Source organism: Sphingobium sp. CR28 (assembly GCF_052327305.1).
In the GTDB taxonomy this organism is placed as follows: Bacteria; Pseudomonadota; Alphaproteobacteria; order Sphingomonadales; family Sphingomonadaceae; genus Sphingobium.
On sequence record NZ_CP182486.1, the window covers coordinates 203,340 to 225,182 of the forward strand.

Here is a 21,843-nt window from a genome sequence, read left to right on the forward strand (position 1 = left end):
ATCTATATTTGCTCGTCCTCTGGCGGCGGCACATCCACCAGACGCCAGACGACTTGTATCTTGCCCCCACCAGCCTTGCGACCGCTCATGTCCGCTTCCAGCACGCCGCCGCTTTCCTGCGCTTCGCGGACGAGCGCCCAGTTCAGGTCGGCGAGCCGTGCCTTGATGCGATTGACGTAGCCGGGCAGATGCGTGCGCTGCCAGGAAAGGTAGACGAAGCGATCCTGTGGCTTCCCGAAGGCGAACGGCCCGAGGAAGACCGGTCGCTGCCCGTCCTCGCCCTCCTGTGGCGTGGCGACGCGCAGCTCGAAGTCGAAGGCCAGCTTGCCGTCCTCACGCAGCGTGCCGGGATGAAGCTGATCCTTATTGTCCTGAAGACCGAAGGCGCACGGGCTCGTATCGTCGGCAGCGCTGGGCGGCGTGGGATCGTCGCGCAGCAGGCGCAGCTTGAGAGCCGTTGTGGCGGCCATCAGGCGCGTTCTTTCACGGCCATGCCCGCGATCCGCATGAAGTTCGCCAGCATCGCGTGGCCATGCTCGGTCGCGATGCTTTCGGGGTGGAACTGCACACTGTGGATCGGCAGGCTCTCATGGCGGTAGGCCATGACCGAGCCGTCCTCGCTCGTCGCGTTGATGACAAGACCTTGCGGGTGCCCATCGACGATCAGCGAATGGTAGCGCGTGGCTGTGAACGGGGAGGGCAGGCCCTCGAACAGCCCGGTCCCGTCATGGCTCACCGGCGATGTCTTGCCGTGCATCAGGCCGCCACGCACCACTTTGCCGCCGAAATGCTGGCCGATCGACTGATGGCCGAGGCACACGCCGAGCAATGGTTTGCCGGCATCGGCGCAGGCGGCCACGAGATCGAGGCTGATGCCCGCCTCATTGGGGGTGCAGGGGCCGGGCGACAGCAGGAACGCCTCCGCGCCGGACGAGATTGCCTGGTCCGCCGACATGGCGTCGTTGCGCACCACTTCCACGTCCGCCCCCAGTTCCATCAGATAATGGACGAGGTTCCAGGTGAAGCTGTCATAATTGTCGATGACGAGGATCATGGCGTGCCTCCCTTCATTGACCGAACCTCGGCTCGCGGGCGATGCGCACTGCTTCCCGCGCGGCGGCGAGGAGCGCGCCGGACTTCGCCTCGCACTCCCGCTGCTCATAGGCCGGGTCGCTGTCCGCCACGATACCGGCGCCGGCCTGCAAATGCATCATGCCGTCCTTCACCAGCGCGGTGCGCAGCACGATGCAGCTGTCCATGTTGCCGTCCGGCGAGAAATAGCCGACGCCTCCCGCATAAGGCCCGCGCGTCTCTGGCTCCAGTTCGGCAATGATCTCGCAGGCCCGCACCTTGGGCGCGCCTGAAACCGTGCCCGCAGGGAAGCCCGCGAACAGGGCGTCCAGCGCATCCTTGCCCGGTGCGAGGCGGCCCACGACGTTGGACACGATGTGCATCACATGGCTGTAGAACTCGACCATGTAGCTGTCCGTCACCTGCACCGTGCCGGCCCGCGCGACGCGGCCCACATCATTGCGGCCGAGGTCGAGCAGCATGAGATGCTCCGCGCGCTCCTTGGGGTCGGCGAGGAGCGAATCCCGGTTGGCGGCATCTTCCGTTGCCGTCTTGCCGCGTGGCCGCGTGCCCGCGATCGGGCGAACGGTGACCTCGCCATCGCGCACGCGCACAAGGATTTCGGGGCTCGATCCGGTCAGCGCGAAGCCGGGCAGGTCGAGATGATAGAGGAAAGGCGAGGGATTGATCCGCCGGAGCGCGCGATAAAGGTCGATCGGCGGCAGAGTGAAAGGCGTGGAGAAGCGCTGGGCCAGCACGACCTGAAAGATATCGCCTGCCACGATATAGTCCTTGGCGCGCAGCACCATGTCTTCATAGCGGCCCTCGGGCAGCGCTGCCGTCACAGTGATTTCCGGCAGATCGGCTGGCGCGCGCTGGCTCGCAGGGAGCGGCGCCGCGAGCCGCGCTGCGGTCGCGTCCAGCCGTTCGCTGGCGGCGTCGATCGCAGCGTCGATGTCCAGCCCCGGCTCGCTCCAGATCGGTGCGACCAGATGAAGCGCATCCGCCAGGCGATCGAAGACCAACACGACCGTGGGCCGGACGAAGAGCATGTCCGGCGTGCCAAGGCCATTGTCCGGCGCGCGCGGGAGCCGCTCCGTCAGCCCGACCGTCTCATAAGCGAAATAGCCCACGAGGCAGGCGAGCGCAGGCGGCAGTTCCGGCGCCACTTCGGCTCGGCACTCCGCGACGAGCGCGCGTAGCGCCTCCAGCGCGCCGATGCCTTCGAGCGGCGCGAAAGCGGTCCGGTCGGTCGCCCAGTTGCGGTTGATCTCCGCGCTATCGCCATTGGCGCGGAAGACGAGGTCCGGCGTCAGCCCGATGAGGCTGTAGCGCCCACGCGTTGCGCCGCCTTCCACGGATTCGAGGATGAAGTCGCCCCGGCCCGGCTCGATGAGTTTGAGCGCGGCCGAGACCGGCGTTTCCGTATCCACAATAAGCCGCTGCCAGACGAAGGCTGACTGACCCGCGGAAAGCTGCGCGCGGACGGCGGTGCTGTCGTCGGCGATACCTGGCCTTTTCTGGTTCTGTGTCGTCGGGTTCACTGGGCGCTGCCGTTCGCCTCGCGCAGCGCCTTGGCGATCGCGGCGATGGCGGCCGCATTGCGCGTCACGCCTACTTCCTGCCGCGCGGCAATGGCGAGCTGTTGGGCATATTCCTCGCCAAACACGTCCTTTAGGCCCGAGCGGGTCGGCGCCACGAGCTGCTGCGCCGCGCCGGGGTCGCCTTGCACGATGCTGTCGAGCCGGACCACGACGAAACCGCGCTTCTGGTCGAGCGGAAGCACCTTGGCCGTGCCTGCCTTCATCGTGAAGAGCGCGGCGAGAGGCGGGGGCACCTGTGCGCCACCACGGGTAATATCACCGCGACGCGCCTCGATCGGCTGCGTTTGCGATCCGGTAAGGCCGGTTGCAGCCATGGCCTGCGCGACGGACTGCCCGCTGGAAATCGCCTTGGCGAGTGCGTCCGCCGCCGCCTTGGCCTTGGCGGCGCCTTGCGAAAGCGTCCATGCGACGGTCACGCCGGCGCGGGCCTGCGCAAAGGGCATCGGTCCTGCGGGCGTGCTTTCCGCCACCGCGACAATAGCCGCGACTTCGTCCGAGCGCACGGGGGCGATCTGCGGATCATCGTCGGTTCCCATCGCAAAGCCCTGCTTTAGGATCGCGTTCAGGGTCTCGTCCGGCTTGTAGAGGGGGTCGCCCAGCTTCACGCCCTGCGCCGTGATCATCGGCGTTTCCAGGATCTGAAGGCCGCGCGCCTTGGCGATTTCCGCGAATGTCGCGCCGTCGCCGATCTGCCCGTCGATCGCGCTGAGATCGTCGCTGAAGGCCTGCGCGGCCTTGGTCTTGCTCAGCTCGGCGACCAGCTCTGCCCGAACGTCGGCCAGTGAGCGGGCGGGTACGGAGCGGATCTCGTCCACATGGATCAGTGTCCAGCCCAGCGGTGCGCGGATCGGCCCGACAAGCGCACCTTGCGCCGCGCCGAAGGCGGCATTGGCCAGCGCAGCGTTGCTTTGTCCGGTCAGACCGGCCTTGTCGATATCGCTCAGCTTGCTTGTCGAAAGGCCTGCGGCGCTCGCCACGGCGCTCAGCGAGCTGCCTTTGGCCTTCGCGGCGAGATCGCGCGCGGCGGCTTCGGTCGGAACGATCAGCTGCGTGAAGCTGCGGCTGTCCCGCGCGGCATATTGCGCAGCGCGTGACTTATAGGCCGCGGCGATTTCCGCCTCGGTGGGCGTCGCCGTCGCTTCGAACTTGCTGCGCTCCACCAGCATATAGCGCAGCTTGCGCTGTTCCGGCACGGAGAACTCAGCCTGATTCTGGTTGTAATAAGCGCGCAGAACGTTCTCGGCCGGCGGCTCCTTCGGCGCGAAGCGAACGGACGGCACGGCAACCGCCTCGCCCTTGCGCTGTTCGATCAGCATCCGGGCATAAGGGCCGACCATCGTCTCGGGCACGAAGGCGCCGAGCCTTGCCGGCGTAATGATCTGCTGCTCCATGATCTGGTTGGCGATATCCGCCCGGAGATCCTTTTCCTGAATGCCGCGCTGCGCGAGAAGCGCGCGGAACTGGGCTTCATTGAATTTGCCCGTCGCGTCCCCGAATGCCGGGATGCGCGCGATTTCGGCATCGATCAGCGCCTTGCTCACCCGAAAACCCTGCTTTTCGCCATAGGCCGCGATGGCGCGGGCAGCGATCATCGCATCGACGGTCTGGTCGAGGCCGCCTTCCGCGAGGAACTGGTTCATCGTCAGATTTGGCCGCTCCTGGCGCATCTGCTCGAAGATCTGCTGAGCGCGGGACTGCACCTCGGCCACCGTCAGGCTCTGCTTTCCGACGCGTGCAACTTCGCCGGATGATGGGCCGAACAGGCCCCCGGTGCCATTATTGTTGTTGATGTCGCCCAGAATGAAAGCGAGCGCGATCACGCCGATGAAAAGCAGGGCGATAACGCCGCCCAGTTTCGAGCCGATCAGGCGTCTGAAGATGTTCATTGGCTCTCGTTCCGGTTCTTCAAGGCAGGCATGGCCCGCCGCTTTAGGGCGGGCTTTTGCCCGCATCAAGCGCGCTGTGCGCTTCGGCGACGCTATGTGCCATGCGGCGCTGGACAAACGGGCGGGCGGAGTCCATCGACGGCGCACAAGATCAACAGCCAAGGAGGACCAAGGGACGATGGTGCAGCGTCGACCCCTGATCGCGGGAAACTGGAAAATGAACGGGCTCGCCGCCCATCTGGAAGAAGTGGATGCCATTGCGGCACTGGCGGCCGAAAAGCCGACGGTTGATGTCGCGCTGTTTCTGCCAGCAACGCTGATTGCCCGAGCCGTGCCGCGTGCTGGCGTGGTGGCGATCGGCGGACAGGATGTGCATGGCGAGACCCATGGTGCGTTTACCGGCAATGTTTCGGCCGCGATGCTCCACGATGTGGGCGCGACTGCCGTGCTGGTCGGACACAGCGAGCGGCGGACCTATCATGGCGAGACCAGCCCGGATGTGGCCATCAAGGCAGCGCAAGGCCATGCGCACGGTCTCTCGGTCGTGCTCTGCGTAGGCGAGGATGCCGCTGTCCGTAATGAGGGCAAGGCAGAGCAGTGGGTCAGCGACCAGCTTCTCGCTTCGCTTCCGGCGGATGCGGACCCCGAATGGCTCACGATTGCCTATGAGCCGATCTGGGCCATCGGCACTGGCGTCATTCCCACGATCGATGAGATTGCGGCGATGCATGGCGCGCTTCGTTCGGCGTTGCGCGGCGTGATCGGCGACAAGGCTGATACGATGCGTATCCTCTACGGCGGTTCGGTGACGGGGGACAATGCGCCTGACATTCTCGGCCTTGACGATGTGGATGGCGCGCTTGTGGGCGGCGCAAGCCTCACGGCCGCCAAGTTCGCGCCGATCATCGCGGCCGCCTGAGATCGTGAGCGCGCGGGGATGAACAGCCTCGCCGCCACGGCCATCATTTGCGCTGTCCGGCCTCATGGCGAGCATGGGGTGATTGCTCGCGCCATGACGGCTGAGGCCGGCCTTCTCGCCGGCTATGTGCAGGGCGGCCGCTCGACGCGAATGCGCCCGGTCCTCATGGCCGGGAACGTCGTCACAGCGCGCTTCCGCGCACGCACGCCGGATCAACTCGCCAGCCTTTCGGTCGAGCTGATAGAAAGTCGCGGGCCCTTGCTTGCCGAGCCTTTGCCTGCAGCGGCAGTCGACTGGACCTGCGCGCTCACTGCTGCGGTCCTGCCGGAGGGGCATCCTTATCCGGCGGTCTATATGAGCCTCAGCGCAGTGCTGGACGCCGTTGCAGCAGCCCCCGCCGCGCGCGGCTGGGCCGTGGCGCTTGTCCGCTATGAATTGCTCCTGCTTGCCGAACTGGGCTTCGGCCTTGATCTGGAGCGCTGTGCTGTGACCGGTGCTCTGGACGATCTCGCCTATGTCTCGCCGCGCAGCGGCCGCGCGGTAAGTCAGGCCGGCGCGGGGAGCTATGCCGAACGTCTGCTGCCATTGCCTGCCTTTCTTGTGGAAGGCGGTGAAGCGGACTGGCCGCAGATCTTCGCCGGACTTGATCTTACCGAGCATTTTCTTGACCGGATGCTGCTCGGCGACCGGCGCACGGATATTCTCGCGGCGCGTGGGCGGCTGGTCGAGCGCCTCAAAAGAGCGGTTGCGTGAAAAGGAGGCTTTGGGCAGGGGCTTCGGCTTAGCCCGAACGGTTCGAGATAGAGAGGTTTATTCATGCGTATCGCCCTGCTTCCTGGAGACGGTATCGGTCCCGAGATCACGCGCGAGGCGCAGCGCGTGCTGGAAGCGCTGGCGATCCCCGGACTGGTCTTCGAGGAAGCGCTGGTCGGCGGCGCGGCCTATAAAGCGGTCGGCCATCCGCTCCCGCCCGAGACACTCAACATCGCCCGCCGGGCCGACGCGATCCTGTTCGGCTCCGTGGGCGATCCGGAGTGCGACGCGCTCGATCGCCATCTTCGCCCCGAGCAGGCGATCCTTGGCCTGCGCAAGGCGCTGACGCTTTTCTCCAATCTTCGCCCCGCCCGTGTCTATCCGGGTCTTGTGGACGCCTCGGCGCTGCGGCCGGAAGTCGCGAGCCGCATCGATCTGCTGATCGTGCGTGAGCTCAACGGCGATGTCTATTTCGGCGAGAAGGGCATGCGCACCACGCCGACCGGCGCCCGTGAGGGCTATGACATCATGTCCTACAATGAGGACGAGGTGCGCCGCATCGCCCATAGCGGTTTTCGCGCGGCTCAGGCCCGGCGCGGCAAGCTCTGCTCGGTCGACAAGGCGAACGTTCTGGAAACGAGCCAGCTCTGGCGCGACGTGGTGGTCGAGTTGTCCGCCGAATATCCCGACGTGACGCTCAGCCACATGTATGTGGACAATGCCGCCATGCAGCTGGTGCGCGATCCCGGCCAGTTCGACGTGATCGTGACCGGCAATCTCTTCGGAGACATTCTCTCGGATCTGGCGAGCATGTGCGTCGGCTCGATCGGGCTGCTCGCCTCGGCCTCGCTCGATGCGCAGGGCAAGGGGCTTTATGAGCCGATCCATGGGTCCGCGCCGGATATTGCCGGGCAGGGCAAAGCCAATCCGCTGGCGACCATCCTTTCCGCCGCGATGATGCTGCGCTTTTCGCTCGGCCTTCCCGACGAGGCGGACCGTATCGAGCGGGCGGTCGAGGCGGCGCTGAACGGCGGCGCGCGGACAGCGGATCTGGGCGGCAGCCTCTCCACGGCGGCCATGGGCGACGCGGTTCTCGCCGCCCTCTGAGCGATGAATGACGGCGCCGCGGGGTTGCAATCGCTCCCCCCGGCGCTATTCCCCCGGGCGTGGAACAGACGCCACTCGTGATTGCGCTCATCGGAGCGCTCGGCATAGGCGCCCAGTGGATTGCATGGCGGACGGGCTGGCCGGCGATTGCTCTGATGCTTGGCGCTGGGGTTATCGCCGGGCCTGTTCTGGGGCTGATCGATCCCGAGCATATATTCGGCTCCTTGCTGGAGCCGATGATCTCGGTGGCCGTCGCCATCATTCTTTTCGAGGGCGGCCTTAGCCTCAATTTTCGTGAGTTGCGCCGCACGGATGGCGCCGTCACCCGGCTTGTGTTGCTGGGGGCTCCCATTGCATGGTTCCTCGGCGCGATTGCCTGCTATTACATTGCGGGCCTCGTCTGGCCGGTTGCGATCCTCTTCGCGGGCATATTGATCGTGACGGGGCCGACAGTGGTCCTCCCGCTGCTGCGCCAGAGCAATGTCGCTGCGCGGCCACAGGCGATCCTCAAGTGGGAAGCGATCGTCAACGATCCCGTCGGCGCGCTGTGCGGCGTCGTCACCTACGAATATCTTCGCCGGGTCGAGGAAGGCGGCACGCTCGCCAGCGTCGTTCTGGCGCTCCTCGCGGCGGCGGCGTTCGCTGGCCTGATGGGCTGGCTTGCCGCCCGCGCGATCGGCTGGGCGTTTCCGCGCGGCCATGTTCCCGAATATCTCAAGGCGCCCGTCCTTCTCGTCGCGGTGATCGGCGTCTTCGTCCTGTCGAATGCCATTCAGCAGGAGACGGGCCTGCTCACCGTGACCGTCATGGGTATCGCGCTCGCCAATATGCGCCTCACGTCGCTGCGGGATATTCAGCCCTTCAAGGAGAACGTGACCGTTCTCCTGATCTCCGGCGTCTTCGTGCTGCTTTCGGCTTCGCTGGATTTCGAGGTGTTGCAGCGCTTCGAGTGGCGCTTCCTGGGTTTCCTTCTCGCTCTGCTGTTCATCGTCCGGCCGGCCACGGTGCTGCTGAGCCTCGCATTCACGCGTGTGCCATGGAATGAACGGTTGCTCGTTGCCTGGATCGCGCCGCGCGGCATTGTGGCCGTGGCGATTTCAGGCCTGTTCGCGCTGAGGCTGGATCGCATCGGCTACGGGGATGGATCGATCCTCGTTACCCTGTCCTTCGCGGTGGTCATCGCCACGATCATCGCGCACGGCTTTTCGATCCGCGCCGTCGCGCGGTTGCTGAAAGTGACAGGGGCCACCGAGCGTGGCTTGCTGATCGTGGGTGGCACGCCGTGGAGTCTCGCGCTCGCCCAGCAGCTTCGTCAGCTTGAGGTGCCGGTCACCATTTGCGACAATAGCTGGCAGCGCCTTTCCCCCGCGCGGCAAGCCGAGATCCCGATTTATCACGGGGAGATTCTGGCCGAGGTTACCGAGGAGCGGCTCGACTTCACTCAGTTTCAGGTGCTGGCAGCCGTGACGAATAACGAGGCTTATAATGCCCTCGTCTGCAATGAGTTCGCGCCCAAGCTGGGTCGGGACAATGTCTATCAGCTTGGCGACGCGGTCGATGAGGACCATCGCTCCCTGCCTGAATCTCTGCGCGGGCGCGCGCTCTTCGCGTCCGGGCTGGGCGTAGAAGATATTGTCGAGCGGGAACGAGCGGGGTGGACCTTCCGCAAGACCCGGATCAGCGATCAGTTTGGTTTCGATGCAATTCGCTCGGACCTTCCCGAGGAGGCGGACATGGTGCTGCTTCTTCGCAAAAACGGCGTGATCCGCTTCTTCACTCATGCGTCGCGGCCACAGCCGCAGCCCGGCGATACGATCATTTCCTATGTTCCGCCCACATCCCGACGACGGGGCGCGGCGAAGGCGAGAAAGGAAGAGGTGGCGTCATGACGTTTGCTTTCAGAAGCCGCGCAATGCTTGCCGGGGCGGCTGGCCTTGCCCTTCTTGGGGGCTGCAAACCGACAGGGAGTGAACACCCAACTGCAAACGAGACTGCTTCCGACATCACATCGAACCGGTCAGTCCTGGGGAACGCTGCCGCTGGCCCTGCCGACAACGCGGCCGAGTCATCAGAGGCGCGCTCCATATTGCGTCCCGAAGTGGTCGCGTCAAAACCGGAAGCGCCCGCGATCGAGCCCGTCCATGTCGTGATTCTTTTCGGCGCGGCAGGGCTCAAGCTCGACGATGCGGGCCGCAACGCGGTGGACGCCCTTCTAGAAGCGCCGGTGATGAAAACCGGTGGCCCAATCGTTCTGCGCGGCCACAGCGACTCTCGCGGTTCGGATGGCGACAATCTCGTTGCGTCGCGCATTCGGGCGGAGCGCGTGCGGGACTATCTGATCGAACGCGGCGTCGAGAAGCAGCGCATCACTGTCATCGCGCTCGGCGAAACCCGGCCAGCAGTGCCCAATGCGCATGAGGACGGCAGCGATGACCCGGAGGGACGGGCGAAGAACCGGCGCGTGGAAGTGGACATCGACATCCCCAAAGCGCCGGGAGCCGTCCCGGTCAGCCTGCCAAAGCCGGCCTCCGCACCGGCAAGCTGACGAAAAAGAGCAGCGGCGCGCAAATAGGGTTGCGGTCGTTCGCTCTGGCGGCAATTGCGATCAGGCGAAGCAGCCATAGACTCCGATGGCGATGGGCTGCGAGCGCGAGGACAAGTGAAGCAGGTGACGGCATGAAGAAGGCAACGGGTCTCGATCGGGCGACAACGCGCAACTGGCGTCCCGCCACGCAGGCAGTGCGCGGTGGCACCTGGCGGTCCGAACATGGCGAGACAAGCGAGGCGCTCTTCCTCACCTCCGGTTATACCTATGACGACGCCGAATCCGTCGCCGCGCGCTTCGCTGGCGATCAGGATGGCATGACCTATTCCCGCCTGCAGAACCCCACGACGCAGATGCTGGAAGAGCGCATCGCGCTCATGGAAGGGGCTGAGGCGTGCCGCACGCAGGCAACCGGCATGGCGGCAATGACCACTGCGCTTCTCTGCCAGCTCAGCGCGGGCGATCACATCGTCGCGGGCCGTGCCGCCTTCGGCTCGTGCCGCTGGATTATCGACAATGTGCTGACCCGTTTCGGCATCGAGAACACGATCGTCGACGCGCGCGACAATGACGCGTGGGAGAAGGCGATCCGGCCCAACACCAAGGTGTTCTTCTTCGAGACCCCCGCCAACCCCACAATGGACATCGTCGACATGGCGCATGTCTGCGGTATCGCGCGCGGCAATGGAATCACCACCGTGGTGGACAATGCCTTCGCCACCCCCGTGCTTCAGCGCTGCCTCGATTTCGGTGCGGATGTGGTCGCTTACAGCGCGACCAAGCTGATGGACGGGCAGGGGCGCGTGCTGGCTGGCGCGGTGTGCGGCACGGAGCAGTGGATCAACGATGTGCTGCTGCCATTCCAGCGCAACACCGGGCCGAATATCGCGCCGTTCAACGCGTGGATCGTCCTCAAGGGGCTGGAAACGCTGGAACTGCGCGCGATGAAGCAATCGGAGAATGCGCTGGCTCTCGCCCGCTTCATGGAGAGCCGCGTTCCGCGCCTGCTCTATCCCGGCCTTCCCAGCCACCCCCAGCATAATCTGGCGATGGCGCAGATGCGCGCCGCCGGACCCATCTTCTCCTTCTTCCTGGAAGACCGCGCGCAGGCGATGGCGATGCTCAATGCGCTGGAGCTCGCCGACATCTCCAACAATATCGGCGACTCGCGCACCCTGCTCTGTCACCCCGCGTCCACGACCCACAATAATATGGGCGAGGAAGGGCGCGCACTGGCCGGTATCGAGGAGGGCATGATCCGCATCAATGTTGGTCTGGAAGACCCGCAGGACATCATTGACGACATCGATCGGGCACTGTCGAAGGTGGGCCTTTGATTTGGGCCGCGCCACGGACTATCGATGACGGCATGAAAGCCCTCTTCCCCTACGAGCTCGAAACACAGGGCGTGACGGTCCATGTCGCCGTCACCTTTCTGCCGGAGCAGTCGGAGCCGGATCGGGGGCGGTGGTTCTGGGCTTATCATATCCGGATTCGCAATGGCCGTCCGGCGCCTGTGCAGCTTCTCACGCGTCGCTGGACCATTTCGGATGGTCGCGGGGCGCTGCATCATGTCGAGGGGGAAGGCGTGGTCGGCGAGCAGCCGGTCATCCGGCCGGGCGCTGCCTATGATTATGTGTCCGGCTGCCCGCTCACGACGCCGACTGGCTGGATGGAAGGCATGTACGGCATGCTGGATGAGGACGGCGCGCTTGTGGAGGTGGCTATCCCCCGCTTCAGCCTGCTTGCGCCTGCGGTCTCCGGCTAAGCGATGAAGCGAACGCACCTTCCCCTGAACGGCCTTCGCGTCCTCGACGCGGCGGCGCGGCACTTGTCCTTTACGCGCGCTGCGGATGAGCTGGCGGTGACGCCTGCGGCTGTCGGCCAGCAGATTCGCGCGCTGGAAGATATGCTGGGCGTGGTGCTTTTTCGCCGCACTCCCAAGGGGCTTGAACTCACTCCGGAGGCAGAGGCGGGCCTGCCCGCACTTCGCCAGGGCTTTCTCGAAATCGAGGAATCCGTGCGCGCGATGCAGGCCGGGCAGTCCAGCCAGCATATCACCATTGCTGCCCCACGCGATCTCACTGCGAAATGGCTGAGCGCCCGTCTTGCCGACTATGCTGCCGAAAATCCCTCGGTCCAGTTCCTGTTGGTCGCGGCGGACGAGGCGCTGGATTTCACCGAGGCCAATCTCGATCTCGCCATTCGCCTGACCAGTGACGCGCAGGGCTATGAAGGCGCGCCGCTGGACGAAGGTAGGTTCGTTACCGTCGCGGCGCCGTCTGGCGCGGCGGATGGCGTCATTGGCTGGCCGGGCTGTCCGCAAGAGGGAGGCGCCATACTGATCCGCGTTGCCGATGCGGGCTTGGCGATCGATGCCGCCGCCCACGGCTTCGGCCGGGCAAGCGTGCCGGAATTGATTGCCCGTGCGGAGATCGCAAGCGGCCGGGTCGTGCAAGTGGCGAACTCGGACAAGGCGGGGCAGGGCTATTGGGTGATCGCGCCGCTGCCGCAATGGCGCCAGAAGAAGGTGAAGGCGCTCGTCGCCATGCTGACCGCCTGATCCGCGACCGAAACAACACTAGCGCTGCGCCGCACAATCGAAGGCGTTAGCATCTGAACCACTCATCTGATAGCGATCGGGTCATGCCGAGCCCGCAAATCCAAGAACCAGGAACCGCCGTCGCGTCCGCGCGCAAGATATTGCAGCGCCTGCATGAAGTGATGGCTTCTCGGTTCAACGCTCAGGCGAAGCTCAACAAGGTCGTCGAGATCATAGGGGAGGAGCTCTCCAGCGAGGTCTGCTCGGTCTATCTTCTGCGCGAAGGCCTGCTGGAACTTTATGCGACCCGTGGCCTCAAGCAGGAGGCTGTCCATGTCACCCGGCTGGCACTGGGGGAGGGGCTTGTTGGCACGATCGCGGCGAATGTGGATACGCTGAACCTTGAGGAAGCCGCCGCGCATCCTGACTTCGCTTACCGGCCGGAGACGGGCGAGGAGCTTTTTCACAGCTTTGCGGGCGTGCCCATCGTCCATCGCGCGCGTGCCGTGGGCGTACTTGCTGTCCAGCATCTTGAATCGCGACGCTATCAGGAAGTCGAGATCGAGGCGCTGCAGACCGTTGCAATGGTGCTCGCCGAACTGATCGCCAATGCCGGATTGATCGACGAAAATCCGGTCGACGAGCGGCCACTGGAAACCGGCTCCTCCATTCTTTCCGGGCTCCAACTCGTCATGGGTATGGCGCGCGGCCATGCCGTGTTTCATCAGCCCCGCATCACGATCGAGCATACGGTCGCGGAGGATATCGAGGCGGAGCGGCAGCGCGTCTATTCCGCTTTCGCCAAGATGCGCGAGCAGATCGACCGGATGGCGGGTCAGGCTGAATTCGGTGGCGATGGCGAGCATCAGGAAGTGCTCGATACCTACAAGATGTTCGCCTATGACGAGGGCTGGTCACGCCGCATCAATGAGGCGATCGACGCGGGCCTCACGGCAGAGGCGGCCATCGAGCGGGTGCAGCAGCGCACGCGCATGCGCATGCGCCAGATCGACGATCCGCTCCTTCAGGACCGGATGCACGATCTGGAGGATCTTTCCAACCGCCTGCTCCGTATCGTCTCGGGCCAGCTGGGCACGGCGGCGCAACTCGGGCTCCGGCAGGACGCCATTCTCATTGCCCGCAATCTGGGGCCTGCCGAATTGCTGGAATATGACCGGCGGCGGCTCAAGGGCGTGGTGCTGGAGGAAGGCTCTTTAACGGCGCACGTCACGATCGTCGCGCGCGCAATGGGCGTGCCGGTACTTGGCCGCATCAAGAATACCCGCCAGCTCATCAACGAGGGCGACCTCCTGCTGCTCGACGTCAATCAGAACCGTCTGTTCATCCGGCCGTCCGTGCCGATGGACGAAGCATTTGAGAGCCAGCTCGTGGTAACGCAGAAGAAGCGCGCCTCTTATGCTGCGCTCCGTGACGAACCGGCGGTTACGCTCGATGGCCAGCGCGTCGAGCTGATGGTCAATGCCGGCCTGCGGGACGACGTGGCGGCCCTGGACGTGACGGGTGCCGATGGCATCGGCCTGTTCCGCACCGAGTTCCAGTTCCTCGTCTCCGCTACCCTGCCGCAGCGTGAGCGCCAGCAGCGGCTTTACAGGGAAGTGCTCGACGCGGCGGGCTCGCGGCCGGTCATCTTCCGCACTGTTGACATCGGCGGCGACAAGGCCTTGCCCTATCTTTTCGATGCGGATGCCGAGCCGGAAGAGAACCCGGCCATGGGATGGCGTGCAGTGCGCCTTGCCCTTGAGCGCGACGGGCTGATGAAAGCGCAGGCCCGCGCCCTCCTGGAAGCAGCGGCAGGACGTTCGCTCCATGTCATGTTCCCGATGATTTCCGAGCCCTGGGAGCTGGATCAGGCAAAGGCGCTGTTCGAGAAGCAGCGGGAGTGGCTCGCGCTCCGCCGCAAGAAGCTACCGAACGCCGTCCATTATGGCGCAATGCTGGAGGTTCCAGCGCTTGCGGAGGTTCTGGACATCTTGCTGCCCAAGCTCGATTTCCTCTCGATAGGCACCAATGACCTGACGCAGTTTCTGTTTGCTGCCGATCGCGCTCATCCCAAGCTGGCCGAGCGTTACGACTGGCTGTCGCTCGCGATCATGCGCTTCCTGAACCGGGTGGTTTCGGCGTGCCGCGCCCACCAAGTGCCTGTGGGTGTTTGCGGCGAGATGGGCGGGCGCACGCTCGAAGCAATGGCGCTCCTCGGCATCGGGATTCACCGGCTGTCCATCACGCCGGCATCGGTCGGGCCGGTTAAGGCCATGATACGTTCGGTGAATGCCGAGCAGCTTTCGTCGTTCATGTCGGACATGCTGGCCGGCGGGAACGGCAATATCCGTGGCCCGCTGCAGCAATGGGCGGCGGACCAGAATATCGAACTCGGTTAGCGTTCGCCGCGCAGTTTCTTCGCTTGCCGCTGTCCTGTGAGCCTTCCCATGTTGACAGTTCAGCCTTTCCGCGAGACACCCTCGTTACACGCCTGTTAAGTCGGAACATATATGGCTGCTAAAACCAACGACTCTCAGGAAAAGCCGGACGACAAGGTCAAGGAGACGACCTCCGGTGAGGACATGCGCGCGGCGCGCGAGGCCGCAGGGCTTAGCCTTGAGGAGCTGGCTCAGCGCACGCGCGTGCCTCGGCGGCACCTTCTGGCGCTGGAGGAAGGGCGGTTTTCCGCGCTTCCCGGCATCACATATTGCGCTGGCTTCTCGCGGGCCTATGCCCGTGCCGTCGGCCTCGATGAGACGGCTCTTGTGGCGAAAGTCCGCGCGGAGATCGAGGAGCAGGGCGGCCATATCGGTCAGGATCGCTACGTGCCTGAGGAGCCGGTTTCTTCGAACAGCGTTCCGCCGCGCTATCTGGCGCTGACCACGGCAGTTCTCGCGCTGCTTATCGCCGGTGGATACGCGATCTGGCGGATGCAGTTGAACACGCACCCGACCGATCAGGAGATCGCCGAGGCCGCGCAGCCCGAGACGCGGGTGACGACGCCCACGGCGGGCAGTGCCTTGCAGCGCGCGGCGTCAGTCCCTCAGCCTGTGGGGCCAGTGGTGCTCACGGCCGTCGACGAGGTGTGGCTGCGCATTTACGATGGTGATGGCAAGCGCCTGCTTGAGAAAGCGATGGCGAAGGGCGAGAGCTACACCGTTCCGGCCGATGCGAATAACCCGATGATCCTGACTGGCCGGCCGGATGCGCTTGCAGTGACGGTCGGCGGGCAGGCCGTGCCGCCGCTGGGAACCGCAGAGCGCACCATCTCCGACGTGCCGATCAACGGCGCTGCACTGCTTGCCCGGGGGAGAGCGCCTGCTGATCCTGCGGCAGCGCCCGCAGATAACAGCGCCGGGCCAGGCAACGCAGCGGCCAACTGAGTGCAGGCGCCTAGGACGGCTCCACGAGCAGTTCGCTCCCGGCCGCACCGGTGATGCGCACGATAGAACCCGCTGGCGCGTCGGCGCCGCGTGCCGTCCAGATGCTGTCGCCCACCTTCACGCGCCCCGCGCCGTTGTGGATCGCTTCGACGACTTCCACGCGTTCGCCCACCAGCCTTGCCGCGCGGTCGTTGAGCAGCGGATCGCTGCTGGGCACTGGACGATTGAGATACCAGCGTCGGCCGAAATAAACGCTCAAGCCACACAATATGGCGAACAGGATGAGCTGCACAGCAGTGCCGATCGGCAAGAGGAAGCTGATCGCACCCGTCACGGCTGCCGCCGCCGCGATCCAGATGAGGAAAACGCCGGGCATGACGATTTCCAGAGCCGCGAGAATGGCGGCGAGGGCCAGCCAGCCGGCTGGCGTCTCAACCAGACTCTGCAGGATGTCGTTCATGACGGCGTGCGGGTCCGGGGAACGCCGGGCGATCCTGCCGGCGTGCGCGTGGTCTCCGTCGCGCTGTTGCCCAGCGCCTCACGCGCCAGCTCGCCGATCCCGCCCAGCGTGCCAATGAGCTGCGTCGCCTCGACCGGGAACAGGATGGTCTTGGCATTGGGAGACGTCGCGAACTTCTCCACCGCTTCGACATATTTCTGCGCGACGAAATAATTGATCGCCTGCGCGTTGCCCTGTGCGATTGCCTCGCTCACCAGCGTCGTCGCCTTGGCCTCGGCTTCAGCCTCGCGTTCACGTGCCTCGGCATCGCGAAAAGCGGATTCGCGGCGCCCTTCCGCTTCCAGGATTTGGGATTGCTTGGCGCCCTCGGCCCGCAGGATCTCGGACGCGCGGAGGCCTTCGGCTTCCAGGATATTCGCACGCTTCTCGCGCTCGGCCTTCATTTGGCGGGCCATGGCATTCACGATGTCCTGTGGCGGGCGGATGTCCTTGATTTCCACGCGGGTGATCTTGACGCCCCAGGCGTTGGTCGCATGATCGACCACGGAAAGTAGCCGTGCATTGATCTCGTCGCGTTTCGAGAGGGTTTCGTCGAGGTCCATAGAGCCCATGACTGTCCGCAGGTTGGTCGTCGCGAGCTGGAGTAGCGCAATCCGCAGTTCGCTCACTTCATAGGCCGCCTTCGCGGCGTCGAGCACCTGAAAGAACACCACCCCGTCCACGGACACCATGGCGTTGTCCTTGGTGATGATCTCCTGGCTGGGAACATCGATCACCTGCTCCATCATGTTGATCTTGCGGCCGACGGCATAAAAGAAAGCAGGGAAGAAATTGAATCCCGGCGAGGCGACCTGCGTGAACCGGCCGAAGCGCTCGATCGTATACTGATAGCCCTGCCGCACGATCTTTATGCTCGCAGCAAGGTACAGGACCACGAGAACGACGAGGAAGAAGGCGAGCGTGATAGCGTTCATGAGATACAAGGCCTCCCCTGACTGGATGTGGACTATGCCCCGACCAGGCGCCACGATAAAGGAGAATCAGGGATTGTTACACTGGAGGGCATTTGGCGCGAACGATAACCGAAGCGGGCGAGGCAGTGCCGCTCGCCCAGATGCGATCTTTGCTTTTCGTGCCTGCGCATCGGCGGCGACTGGTGGAGAAGGCGCTGGGCCTGTCTTGCGACATGCTGATCCTCGATCTGGAAGATTCCGTTCCTCCGGGCGAGCGGGAGGCCGCGCGAGACGGTGTGCGCTATGCGGCGGGGCAACTCGGCGCGAAGCCGTGGGCGCTCAGGATCAATACGGAAGAGAGCGCCGATCATGGGCTGGACATGGTATTGGCACGTGAGGTGCGGCCAAGCTTCGTGGTGGTGCCCAAGGTCTCCACCCCGCGTCACACGCACGACGTCCACGCGGTATGCCAGACCCCCGTCATTGCCATGATCGAGAGCGCGCACGGTGTGCTGGACGCGCCAGCCATCGCGGCGCAGGCAGGGGTTGTGGCGCTGATGGCGGGCGTGAACGACCTGCGGCACGAGCTTCGTGTGCCGCCCTCCGCGCCACGTGCTAGCATTTCCCTCGCGCTTCAGTCGATCGTGCTCGCCGCGCGGGCCGCCCGCCGGGCGGTGTTCGATGGCGTATTTAACCGGCTCGATGATCCCGCCGGGCTTGCTGAGGAGTGTCGCGAAGGCAGGGCACTGGGTTTCGATGGGAAATCGGTGATCCACCCGGACCAGATCGGCGTCGTCAATCGGCTCTTCATGCCGGATGCCGAAGAACTGGAGGCAGCACGTGGCCTCGTCGCAGCCTTTCAGGGTGGTGCCCAGCGGCATGAGGGCGCGATGATCGAGGCCATGCATGTCGAGCAGGCCAAAGCGCTTCTCGCCCGTGCAGGGCAGGACGGCTGAAGGCGTTGGAAGCGCCCGAGCAGGCTGCATCTTTGAGCCTGTCCTTACCGCCTGAGAAAATTTGCCGTGATCGGGCCTAGCCGCTCACGCATCAAATGGTTACATGGGCCGCCACTGAGTCCCGGCACGGACTCGCTTTAGCTCTTCAAGGTGGCGCACTCCATGGATATCCGGCTCGGCCTTACATTCGACGATGTTCTCCTGCAGCCAGGAGAGTCGGATGTGCTGCCGAGTGACGCGGATGTCTCAACGCGCATCAGCCGCGACATAGCGCTCAATATTCCCATCCTCTCTTCTGCCATGGACACGGTGACGGAGGCCGACATGGCCATCGTCATGGCGCAGCTTGGCGGCATTGGCGTTCTCCACCGCAATCTCACCATAGAGGAGCAGGCGGACGCCGTGCGCGCCGTGAAGCGCTACGAGAGCGGCATGGTGGTCAACCCGATCACGATCGGGCCGGATCGGCCCCTTTCGGATGCGCAGGCGCTCATGGCTCGGCACCGGATCAGCGGCATTCCGGTCGTGGAGACGAACGGAACGCTCGTTGGCATCCTGACTCACCGGGATACGCGCTTCGCTGAAAACCCCGCCCAGCCGGTGCGCGAGCTGATGACGCACCAGAATCTTGCGACGGTGCGCACTGGCGTCACGCAGGAAGAGGCCCGCCGCCTTCTGCACCAGCGCCGGATCGAGAAGCTGTTGGTGGTGGACGATGCCTATCACTGCGTCGGGCTGATTACCGTCAAGGACATCGAGAAGGCGGTGAATTACCCGCAGGCGACCAAGGATGCCTCTGGGCGTCTGCGCGTCGCCGCCGCTACCACGGTGGGCGACAAGGGTATCGCGCGGACCGAGGCGCTGATCGACGCGGAGTGTGATCTCATCGTCGTCGATACCGCGCACGGCCACTCGAAGATGGTGGCGGAGAGCGTGGCGCGCATTCGCAAGATGTCGAATTCGGTCCAGCTCATTGCCGGCAACGTCGCGACGGCCGAGGCGACTCGCGCCCTGATCGATGCGGGCGCAGATGGCGTCAAAGTCGGCATTGGCCCCGGTTCCATCTGCACCACGCGCGTCGTCGCGGGTGTTGGCGTGCCTCAGCTTACCGCGATCATGGATGCGGCCGAAGAGGCCATGAAGAGCGACGTGCCGGTGATCGCTGATGGCGGCCTGCGCACTTCGGGCGATCTTGCCAAGGCGCTCGCTGCTGGCGGATCGGCCGTGATGATCGGTTCGCTCCTTGCCGGCACCGAGGAAGCGCCTGGCGAGACGTTCTTGTATCAGGGCCGTGCCTATAAGAGCTATCGGGGCATGGGCAGCGTCGGCGCGATGGCGCGCGGCTCCGCGGATCGCTATTTCCAGCAGGACATCAAGGACCAGATGAAGCTGGTTCCGGAAGGGATCGAGGGTCAGGTGCCCTATAAGGGGCCGGCGAGGGATGTGATCCACCAGCTCGTCGGCGGCGTGAAGGCCGCGATGGGCTATACCGGCAGCAAGACCATTCGCGATCTTCAGCAGCGTGCGCGCTTCGTGCAGATCACCAATGCGGGCCTCTCGGAAAGTCATGTGCATGACGTCGCGATCACACGCGAGGCACCCAATTATCCCACGCGCTGAGGCTGGGCGATGACGCCCGCCGCGCGCCTTCAGGCCGCGATCGACCTGCTCGATGAGGTGATCGCGGCGACCCGCGAGAATGGCCCGGCGGCTGACACGCTGATTGTCCGCTACTTCAAGACGCGGCGCTATGCCGGGTCTAAGGATCGCCGGGCCGTGCGCGATCTCGTCTATCGCGCAATAAGGCGGTCTGGCGAGCGCCCGGAGACCGGCCGCGCTGCCGCCATTGGCTTGGCAATGGACGATCCGGCACTGGCACTGCTGTTCGATGGTTCGGCCCACGGCCCGGCGCTTCTTGCGGACGGTGAGACGGGTGCGCAGGTGAGCGGCGCGCCGCCCTGGCTGTTGCCTCTGATCGCGGCCGAGGCGCGGGAGGAAATGGCGCAGCCGCCCGGTCGCGCTCCGCTTCATCTGCGGGTCAACGCGCTCGTCTCCGATCGGGACGCGATTCTGGCCGAATTGCCCGATGCCACGCCGATCGCCGGAACATCTCATGGCATCGCCTTGCCCGAAGGCACGCAGGTCGAGGCGCTCGACGCGTTCGCACGGGGCGCGCTGGAAGTGCAGGATGCCGGCAGCCAGATCATCGTGGCCGCCTGTGGCGCCGCGCCGGGCATGACCGTGCTGGATCTATGCGCCGGCGCAGGAGGCAAGACGCTTGCACTCGCCGCCGAAATGCGCGGAAAAGGCAGGCTGATCGCTGCCGACACCGTGCGGGACAGATTGTCTCGCCTCGCGCCCCGTGCGCAGCGGGCGGGTGCCGCGGACCTGATCGAAACACTGCTGCTCGATGGCGGGCGGGAGGCGGAGCAACTGAGTGTGCTCGCGTCGCAATGCGATGTCGTGTTGGTGGATGCGCCGTGCACGGGCTCCGGCACATGGCGGCGCAATCCGGAGGCGCGTTGGCGTCTGACGCCGGAGCGGCTGGACGGTGTCGTTCGGCTGCAGCAGCATGTGCTCGAGCTGGCTGCGCCGCTTGTGAAGCCGGGCGGAGCGCTCGTCTTCGCCGTGTGCTCGCTCATTGAGCAGGAAGGCGCGGACCAGATCGCCCGCTTTCTCGCGCGGCATCAGGGCTGGACGGCTGAACCCGCGGGATATGGCCGTGAAGGCGGGCCGGGTGAACTGCTCACCCCGGAACATGACGGAACTGACGGGTTTTTCTTCGCGCGGGTCGTAAAACCATGCTAGGCCAGCCCGTTATGGAGGCAAATGCTGCCACCGCGAGTTTTTGGGAGACGCTGATGCGGTTCACGCCCGCTGCTATAGTCCTTGCCACTGCCTTGGCACTCACCGCCAGCGCCGGCGTCAGCCAGCAGGCGGCGAGTCTGTCAGGTAAAGGGGATCAGCGCGCTGCAGCCTGGGCGGCCAAGGGCGAAGCGGCACTCCGCGCCGGGAACTACTCCGCAGCGCGCGACGCTTACGAGACCGCGATGCTGCTGTCGCCCGGCGATCCGGCCAATTTCATTGCCATGGCGCGCATTGCACGGGCCGAGAAGCTGCCCGGCCTCGCCATCAAATATTATGCCGATGCTCTCCGGCTCGATCCACGCAACCAGCTGGCGCTGCAAGGGCAGGGGCTGGCCATGGTCGACAAGGGCGCGGTCGAAAGCGCACGGGAGACGCTGGCGAAGCTCGAGGCGCTCTGCAAGGGCGATTGCCCTGCGGCGCAGCCGCTCATCGCAGCGGTAAAGGCGGGGCCGCCCAAGCTCGTCGCCGCCGAGGACGTGAAGCTCAAGCCAACCGCGCAACCGGTCGAGCAGAAGTAGCGCGGAGCGGCCCGTTGGCGCTAGATCTCAATTAGTATAGCGACACTTCTTCGATCGGAAGTCCGCCTTCGAGCCGGAGCGTCATAGGGGAAAAGGGCTGAATGTCGCGGGGAAGCCTTCCTGTCTCCGTTCGTGCTGAGTAGGCTCTGAATAGCGCCCCCCATGCGCCTATCGAAGAGCTATATCGAAGCATCAGCCTCTGTGTGACCGTCCTTCGATACGCTGCTTCGACAAGCTCAGCAGCTACTCAGGACGAACGGTGATGGGTCCGAGAAAAG

General features: G+C 64.9%; 20 protein-coding genes. 14 read left to right on the top strand and 6 right to left on the bottom strand.

Annotated features, from left to right (window positions below):
• Window positions 1-2 precede the first annotated feature (2 nt).
• The 4 genes from ACNAOH_RS00985 to ACNAOH_RS01000 are packed head-to-tail and all read right to left on the bottom strand — an operon-like array spanning window position 3 to window position 4,561.
• On the bottom strand, window positions 3-470 hold the full coding sequence (locus tag ACNAOH_RS00985) for a DUF5990 family protein (RefSeq protein ID WP_443970933.1): 468 nt from the start codon (window positions 468-470) through the stop codon (window positions 3-5).
• Window positions 470-1,054 carry an anthranilate synthase component II gene (locus ACNAOH_RS00990; RefSeq protein WP_443970934.1) on the bottom strand — a complete coding sequence of 195 codons (585 nt, stop codon included), beginning with the start codon at window positions 1,052-1,054 and terminating at the stop codon, window positions 470-472. Before ACNAOH_RS00990 ends, ACNAOH_RS00985 begins: the two co-directional genes overlap by 1 nt.
• Window positions 1,055-1,067: 13 nt before the next feature.
• Window positions 1,068-2,579 carry an anthranilate synthase component I gene (gene trpE, locus ACNAOH_RS00995; RefSeq protein WP_443972006.1) on the bottom strand — a complete coding sequence of 504 codons (1,512 nt, stop codon included), beginning with the start codon at window positions 2,577-2,579 and terminating at the stop codon, window positions 1,068-1,070.
• 32 nt (window positions 2,580-2,611) lie between these two features.
• Window positions 2,612-4,561: a SurA N-terminal domain-containing protein gene (locus ACNAOH_RS01000; protein WP_443970935.1), complete on the bottom strand. Its 1,950-nt coding sequence runs from the start codon at window positions 4,559-4,561 to the stop codon at window positions 2,612-2,614.
• Between the two features lie 181 nt (window positions 4,562-4,742).
• Here ACNAOH_RS01000 and tpiA point away from each other — a divergent pair, with 181 nt between their 5' ends.
• The 10 genes from tpiA to ACNAOH_RS01050 all read left to right on the top strand — a co-directional run bounded on the left by tpiA (window position 4,743) and on the right by ACNAOH_RS01050 (window position 15,810).
• Window positions 4,743-5,480: a triose-phosphate isomerase gene (gene tpiA / locus ACNAOH_RS01005; protein WP_443972007.1), complete on the top strand. Its 738-nt coding sequence runs from the start codon at window positions 4,743-4,745 to the stop codon at window positions 5,478-5,480.
• A gap of 18 nt (window positions 5,481-5,498) precedes the next feature.
• Window positions 5,499-6,233 (top strand): DNA repair protein RecO, encoded by a 735-nt coding sequence (recO, locus tag ACNAOH_RS01010; RefSeq protein WP_443970936.1) that lies wholly within the window; start codon window positions 5,499-5,501, stop codon window positions 6,231-6,233.
• Between the two features lie 63 nt (window positions 6,234-6,296).
• On the top strand, window positions 6,297-7,340 hold the full coding sequence (gene leuB / locus ACNAOH_RS01015; RefSeq protein ID WP_443970937.1) for a 3-isopropylmalate dehydrogenase: 1,044 nt from the start codon (window positions 6,297-6,299) through the stop codon (window positions 7,338-7,340).
• Between the two features lie 59 nt (window positions 7,341-7,399).
• A complete protein-coding gene (locus ACNAOH_RS01020; protein WP_443970938.1) occupies window positions 7,400-9,229 on the top strand; it encodes a cation:proton antiporter in 1,830 nt (609 codons plus the stop codon).
• Window positions 9,230-9,438: 209 nt separating this feature from the next.
• Window positions 9,439-9,885 (top strand): OmpA family protein, encoded by a 447-nt coding sequence (locus tag ACNAOH_RS01025; protein ID WP_443970939.1) that lies wholly within the window; start codon window positions 9,439-9,441, stop codon window positions 9,883-9,885.
• 131 nt (window positions 9,886-10,016) lie between these two features.
• The gene (locus ACNAOH_RS01030) at window positions 10,017-11,222 is read left to right on the top strand and encodes a trans-sulfuration enzyme family protein (protein WP_443970940.1); all 1,206 of its coding nucleotides are present in this window, start codon (window positions 10,017-10,019) and stop codon (window positions 11,220-11,222) included.
• A 32-nt stretch (window positions 11,223-11,254) separates the two neighbouring features.
• Window positions 11,255-11,653 (top strand): Co2+/Mg2+ efflux protein ApaG, encoded by a 399-nt coding sequence (gene apaG / locus ACNAOH_RS01035; protein ID WP_443970941.1) that lies wholly within the window; start codon window positions 11,255-11,257, stop codon window positions 11,651-11,653.
• 3 nt (window positions 11,654-11,656) lie between these two features.
• Complete coding sequence (locus ACNAOH_RS01040; RefSeq protein WP_443970942.1) at window positions 11,657-12,448, top strand: LysR family transcriptional regulator; 792 nt, start codon at window positions 11,657-11,659, stop codon at window positions 12,446-12,448.
• A gap of 161 nt (window positions 12,449-12,609) precedes the next feature.
• A complete protein-coding gene (ptsP, locus tag ACNAOH_RS01045) occupies window positions 12,610-14,826 on the top strand; it encodes a phosphoenolpyruvate--protein phosphotransferase (protein WP_443970943.1) in 2,217 nt (738 codons plus the stop codon).
• Between the two features lie 111 nt (window positions 14,827-14,937).
• On the top strand, window positions 14,938-15,810 hold the full coding sequence (locus ACNAOH_RS01050; protein ID WP_443970944.1) for a helix-turn-helix domain-containing protein: 873 nt from the start codon (window positions 14,938-14,940) through the stop codon (window positions 15,808-15,810).
• 10 nt (window positions 15,811-15,820) lie between these two features.
• Here ACNAOH_RS01050 and ACNAOH_RS01055 read toward each other — a convergent pair whose 3' ends face one another.
• Window positions 15,821-16,270, bottom strand: a complete 450-nt coding sequence (locus ACNAOH_RS01055; protein WP_443970945.1) for an NfeD family protein — start codon at window positions 16,268-16,270, stop codon at window positions 15,821-15,823.
• Complete coding sequence (locus tag ACNAOH_RS01060) at window positions 16,267-17,244, bottom strand: SPFH domain-containing protein (RefSeq protein ID WP_443970946.1); 978 nt, start codon at window positions 17,242-17,244, stop codon at window positions 16,267-16,269. The genes ACNAOH_RS01055 and ACNAOH_RS01060 overlap by 4 nt, the downstream gene beginning before the upstream one ends.
• A 140-nt stretch (window positions 17,245-17,384) precedes the next feature.
• On the opposite strand from ACNAOH_RS01060, the gene ACNAOH_RS01065 reads away from it, so the two are divergent.
• The 4 genes from ACNAOH_RS01065 to ACNAOH_RS01080 all read left to right on the top strand — a co-directional run bounded on the left by ACNAOH_RS01065 (window position 17,385) and on the right by ACNAOH_RS01080 (window position 21,565).
• A complete protein-coding gene (locus ACNAOH_RS01065) occupies window positions 17,385-18,179 on the top strand; it encodes an HpcH/HpaI aldolase/citrate lyase family protein (protein WP_443972008.1) in 795 nt (264 codons plus the stop codon).
• 162 nt (window positions 18,180-18,341) lie between these two features.
• Entirely contained in the window at window positions 18,342-19,799 is a 1,458-nt protein-coding gene (gene guaB, locus ACNAOH_RS01070; protein WP_443970947.1) for an IMP dehydrogenase, read from the top strand.
• Between the two features lie 9 nt (window positions 19,800-19,808).
• Window positions 19,809-20,987 carry an RsmB/NOP family class I SAM-dependent RNA methyltransferase gene (locus ACNAOH_RS01075; RefSeq protein ID WP_443970948.1) on the top strand — a complete coding sequence of 393 codons (1,179 nt, stop codon included), beginning with the start codon at window positions 19,809-19,811 and terminating at the stop codon, window positions 20,985-20,987.
• A 53-nt stretch (window positions 20,988-21,040) separates the two neighbouring features.
• Window positions 21,041-21,565 (top strand): tetratricopeptide repeat protein, encoded by a 525-nt coding sequence (locus tag ACNAOH_RS01080; RefSeq protein WP_443970949.1) that lies wholly within the window; start codon window positions 21,041-21,043, stop codon window positions 21,563-21,565.
• Window positions 21,566-21,843 lie beyond the last annotated feature (278 nt).